The organism is Methyloceanibacter sp. (assembly GCF_051306395.1).
In the GTDB taxonomy this organism is placed as follows: domain Bacteria; phylum Pseudomonadota; class Alphaproteobacteria; order Rhizobiales; family Methyloligellaceae; genus Methyloceanibacter.
The window spans coordinates 1-4,410 of the sequence record NZ_JBPPND010000032.1 but is presented as its reverse complement, the minus strand read 5'-3'; the positions used below and the strand labels follow the sequence as shown (position 1 = coordinate 4,410).

Genomic DNA, 4,410 nt, shown 5'->3' with positions numbered 1-4,410 from the left:
ACAGAGAGCTTCGCCGGGTTCTGGTTCGAGGAGCTCGAAGCTTCCGATCGGCTGAGCTTCCAAACCGCGTTGCGGGTCGAGGGCGCCAGCGTCGACGGAACCGGCTATTCCAGCATCGCCGACCCGGATGCCCCCGTCGTCTTCACCGGCAAGCGGACCTTCGTGCCGGTGAGCGGCGGACTCGGCGCGCTCTACGATCTCGGCAACAACACGGTGTTGCGGCTGAACGGACAGGCGGTCGAGGGTGCGCCGGCCGCAGCCGAGCTCTTCTCGAAAGGTGCGCACCACGCAAGCAACACCTTTGAGATCGGCAATCCGTTTCTCAACGAGGAGAAGGCCCAAACGCTGGAAGTGGGCCTGAAGCGTCCGGCCGGAAAATTCCGCTACGACGCCAACGGCTACTACACGAACTATGACGGCTTCATCTACCGGGAGCTCACGGGCCTCACCTGCGGCAGCGATCTGGATTCATGCGAGGCGGAGGGCCACGAAGCGGAGCACGAGGAGGAAGAGGAGCACGGTCACGGCCACGGCTTCGACCAAGTGCTGTTCCAGCAGCGCAACGCGACGTCTACGGCGTGGAGCTGCTCGGCGAGTACGATGTGGCGAAGATCTGGCTCGGCACCTGGGGCGTCGACGGCCAATACGACTTCGTTCACGCCAAGTTCGACAACGGCGAATATGTGCCGCGCATGCCGCCACACCGTCTCGGCGGCGGGGTCTATTACCGCGACAGCAATTGGTTCGCGCGCGTCGGCCTCCTCCACGCCTTCGAACAGGACCAGGTGGCGCCGGACGAGCTGACAACGCCGGGCTACACTCTGCTCAACGCCGAGCTGGCTTACGTGGTGAAGACGGCACCAGGGCCGGCGGGACTTGCCCCGACCATGCTGATCGGCCTGAAGGGCGACAACCTGCTCGACGAGAAGGTACTGAACTCCGCCTCCTTCAAGCGGCGTGAGGGCGTACTGGAATCAGGCACCAATGTCCGCTTGTTCGGAAGCTTACGCTTTTAGGCTTTAGACGAAAGGCCGCAAGCCGATCCAACTGAAGAACAGCAGGACGACCACAAGCACGACGATCGTCAGCGGCCTGTTCCTGAAGTTCGGCCCCACCCATGCGGATCGCCCGTTGAAGATCAGCAGCGTGAGCGCGAGGACCGGGAACAGCAGCGCGCCGATAACCGCATACGCCAGCTGGATGTCGCGGAAGCTCCAAAACAGCCCGAACATCGGCACGGTGGCGATGAGGAGGAGATAGGAGCGGTAGGGCGCGGACCGCGTATCGACGCGCGTGACTGCGTCTGCGCGTCCGCCTTTCAGCAAGCCCCAGCAGTCGGCGAAAAGATAGGGCACGGATTGCCAGACGCCGAGGAGGCTCGAGAAGACGGCGCCGAGCGCGCCGACGAGAAACATCCACTTGCCGGCCGGCCCCATGACCTCCTCGAGCCTGTCCGACAGCATGACGAGCAGCCTGGCGCCCGTGCCTTCGATGCTGATGCTCGACCCGACGATGACCATCGCGAGGCCGAAGACCGCGGTCACGATGTAGCCCGTGGCGAGATCGATGCGGCATACGCGGAGATCGTCCTTCTGCGTCCGGCCCTCCTCCCTGAGCCAGTACCCGTAGCAAAGCACGGTCAGCGTGCCGCCGACGCCGCCGATCAAGGCGAGGGTCCACGACAGGCCCTGCCCGCCCGCCTCCGGGATCTGGGGGAGGAACAGGCCTTCCAGGACGGCCAGCGTTCCCGGCCATAGCAGCCCCGCCGCGAGGACGGCGGTGACGAGCATGACGGCGATGCAGACGCGCATCACGGTCTCGAACAGGCGATACCCGCCGAACCAGACGAGCACGAGACCGGCGAGGCTCGCCGCGATGCCGAACACGACTTTGCCGCGCTCGGCATGCTCGAAGACGGGCAGCATCGCGTGCAGCGTGACGCCCGTCGCGCTCATCAACGCCGAACCGACGAAGAAGGACCAAAGCAGGAGATATGGCATGAACAGCCAGACGACGCCGCGGCCGAGGCGGCTGACCGCGCCCTCGATCAGCGTCTCGCCCGTCGCCAGCTGCCAGCGCGCGAGCCCCTCGGTCACGACAAACTTGAAAAAGGCGCCGACGACCACGGCCCAGAGCACCGTCGTGCCGAGCAACCCGCCGACGAAGCTGCTGGTGGCGAGGTCGCCCGCACCGACACCGGTCGCGGCGAGCAGCAGCCCAGGCCCGATCATGAGAATGAGCGGGGCGCGCGATGCGGATGCGCGTCCTGGCATAGGCTCGGCCGCCTTCCTGAAGCCCGTCTAAAGTGCCGGCATCGCCGCTTCGAAAAAATGGCCGTATCGTGAGCGAACGATGGATCCCCGCCAAAGTCGTACCGGGCGGGCAAGGGGCTGTCAAAAGGCGGGAAATCCCAGCTCCGGACGAGCCGCCGCTCAGTGCCTGTCGGCGTGCGCAGCATCCTGCCGCGTCTTCCACAGCGACGCGACGATGCCGGTCGCCAGCAAAAGAAACGTCACGGCGAGCGACAGCGCCGGCGGCAGCTTGTCGATCCCAACGAGGTCGGCCGCGAAAACCTTCGCCCCGACAAAGACCAGGATGCTGGCGAGCGCGTAACGCAGATAGACGAAGCGATGAATCATGGCTGCTAAGGCGAAGTACAGCGCCCTCAACCCGAGAACGGCGAAGATGTTCGACGTGTAGACGATGAACGGGTCCGTGGTGATGGCGAAGATGGCCGGGATGGAATCGACGGCAAACACGACATCGGCGAATTCGATCATCACCAGGGCGAGAAAGAGCGGCGTTGCGAAGATCAGCGACCGTCCCGTCGCCGAATTGGTTTCACGAACGAAGAAGGCGTGACCGTGGGGCCCCTCGCTGACGCGCAGGTGTCGTCGCAGAAACTTCAAGACGGGATTTGCGCTGACGTCGTAGCTGTGCTCCGGCGCGGACATCATCTTGATGCCGGTGAAAATGAGGAAGGCAGCGAACAGATACAACACCCATTCGAAATGGCTGACGAGCGCCACGCCGGCGCCGATCATGATGCCGCGTAGCACGAGCACGCCGAGAATCCCGTACAGCAAAGCCCGGTGCTGATAGATTCGGGGAATGCCGAAATATCCGAAGATCATCGCGATGACGAAGACGTTGTCCATCGCGAGACTTTTCTCGATGAGAAAGCCCGTCAGGTATTCAACGCCGGCTTTCTGGCCCAGCTCCCACCACACCCAGGCACCGAAGCCGAGCGCGAGAGCAATGTAGATCGCCGACAGGCCCAGGCTCTCCGCAATGCCGATCTCTCGCGGCCGCCGGTGCAGAAGTCCTAAGTCGAAAACAACGAGTGTGAGAACAAGACCCAGGAAGAGAGCCCACATCCAAGCGGGCTTCCCCAGAACGTCCAGGAAAAGAAACTCCATATGATGGAATGCTTACAGCCGGCGAGACCTCGACAGGGCGGTCCGACATCACAAGCGCGCCAGCCTCGCTTGCCAGAGGGGCCCGGAACCGCAGGCACTAGAGTCATGGCCTACCGAAGCCGACTGTGCAAGAGGCCATGATGACGCAAATGGGCCAATTGGGGCGTTGACCGGACCGCAATCCGAATCGATGTCCTTCTCAGCACGGGGGCGTAAGGTCCGCCCCCTACTCCTTCGCTACATAGACTTGCGCGCCCATGTCGCGGAATTTCTCGCTCATCTCGTCCATGCCCTGCCTTTTTGCCCGCTCTACCGCTTCGCTACTTGAGAGCGTTTGGTTCTCATTCAGCTTGGCGGCGTAGTCCCGCACCTCGCGGGTGATCTCCATGGAGCAGAACTTGGGCCCGCACATGGAGCAGAAATGCGCGAGCTTGTGGGCTTCCTTGGGGAGGGTCTCGTCGTGGTATGAGCGCGCGGTCTCCGGATCGAGCGACAGGTTGAACTGATCCTCCCAGCGGAAGCCGAAGCGCGCCTCCGACAGCGCGTTGTCGCGCGCCATGGCCGCCGGGTGCCCCTTGGCGAGGTCGGACGCATGCGCCGCGATCTTGTAGGCGATGACGCCCTGCTTCACGTCGTCACGATCCGGCAGACCTAAGTGCTCCTTCGGCGTCACGTAGCAAAGCATGGCCGTGCCGAACCAGCCGATCATCGCAGCGCCAATCGCCGACGTGATGTGGTCGTAGGCCGGCGCGATGTCGGTCACCAGCGGGCCTAACGTGTAGAACGGCGCCTCGCCGCACTCTTTGAGCTGCTTCTCCACGTTGACCTTGATCTTGTGCAGCGGCACATGGCCGGGCCCCTCGATCATCACCTGGCAGCCATGGTCCCAGGCGACCTTAGTCAGCTCACCCAGCGTCTCGAGCTCGGCGAATTGGGCGCGGTCGTTGGCGTCGGCGATGGAGCCGGGACGAAGCCCGTCGCCGAGCGAAAA

4 protein-coding genes and 1 pseudogene are annotated in these 4,410 nt (G+C 63.7%); 2 read left to right on the top strand and 3 right to left on the bottom strand.

Annotated features, from left to right (window positions below; translation table 11 throughout):
* Together ACSLE4_RS02705 and ACSLE4_RS02700 are read left to right on the top strand one after the other, a co-directional pair.
* Positions 1-441, top strand: a pseudogene (locus ACSLE4_RS02705) (TonB-dependent receptor domain-containing protein); the annotation flags it as partial.
* A gap of 29 nt (positions 442-470) precedes the next feature.
* Positions 471-1,016, top strand: coding sequence for a TonB-dependent receptor domain-containing protein (locus ACSLE4_RS02700; protein WP_435902953.1), 546 nt, complete (start codon positions 471-473; stop codon positions 1,014-1,016).
* A gap of 3 nt (positions 1,017-1,019) precedes the next feature.
* Here ACSLE4_RS02700 and ACSLE4_RS02695 read toward each other — a convergent pair whose 3' ends face one another.
* The 3 genes from ACSLE4_RS02695 to ACSLE4_RS02685 form a co-directional block, all read right to left on the bottom strand.
* Positions 1,020-2,273 carry an Nramp family divalent metal transporter gene (locus ACSLE4_RS02695; protein WP_435902952.1) on the bottom strand — a complete coding sequence of 418 codons (1,254 nt, stop codon included), beginning with the start codon at positions 2,271-2,273 and terminating at the stop codon, positions 1,020-1,022.
* A 159-nt stretch (positions 2,274-2,432) separates the two neighbouring features.
* Positions 2,433-3,419: a TerC family protein gene (locus tag ACSLE4_RS02690; RefSeq protein ID WP_435902951.1), complete on the bottom strand. Its 987-nt coding sequence runs from the start codon at positions 3,417-3,419 to the stop codon at positions 2,433-2,435.
* A gap of 226 nt (positions 3,420-3,645) precedes the next feature.
* Positions 3,646-4,410, bottom strand: a 765-nt coding sequence (locus ACSLE4_RS02685; protein WP_435902950.1) for a phosphomethylpyrimidine synthase ThiC, incomplete at its 5' end; no start/stop codon positions are given.

Coding starts and splice junctions, on each gene's coding strand:
- ACSLE4_RS02700 (WP_435902953.1), top strand. CDS start 471: ATGCGAGGCGGAGGGCCACGAAGCGGAGCACGAGGAGGAAGAGGAGCA.
- ACSLE4_RS02695 (WP_435902952.1), bottom strand. CDS start 2,273: ATGCCAGGACGCGCATCCGCATCGCGCGCCCCGCTCATTCTCATGATC.
- ACSLE4_RS02690 (WP_435902951.1), bottom strand. CDS start 3,419: ATGGAGTTTCTTTTCCTGGACGTTCTGGGGAAGCCCGCTTGGATGTGG.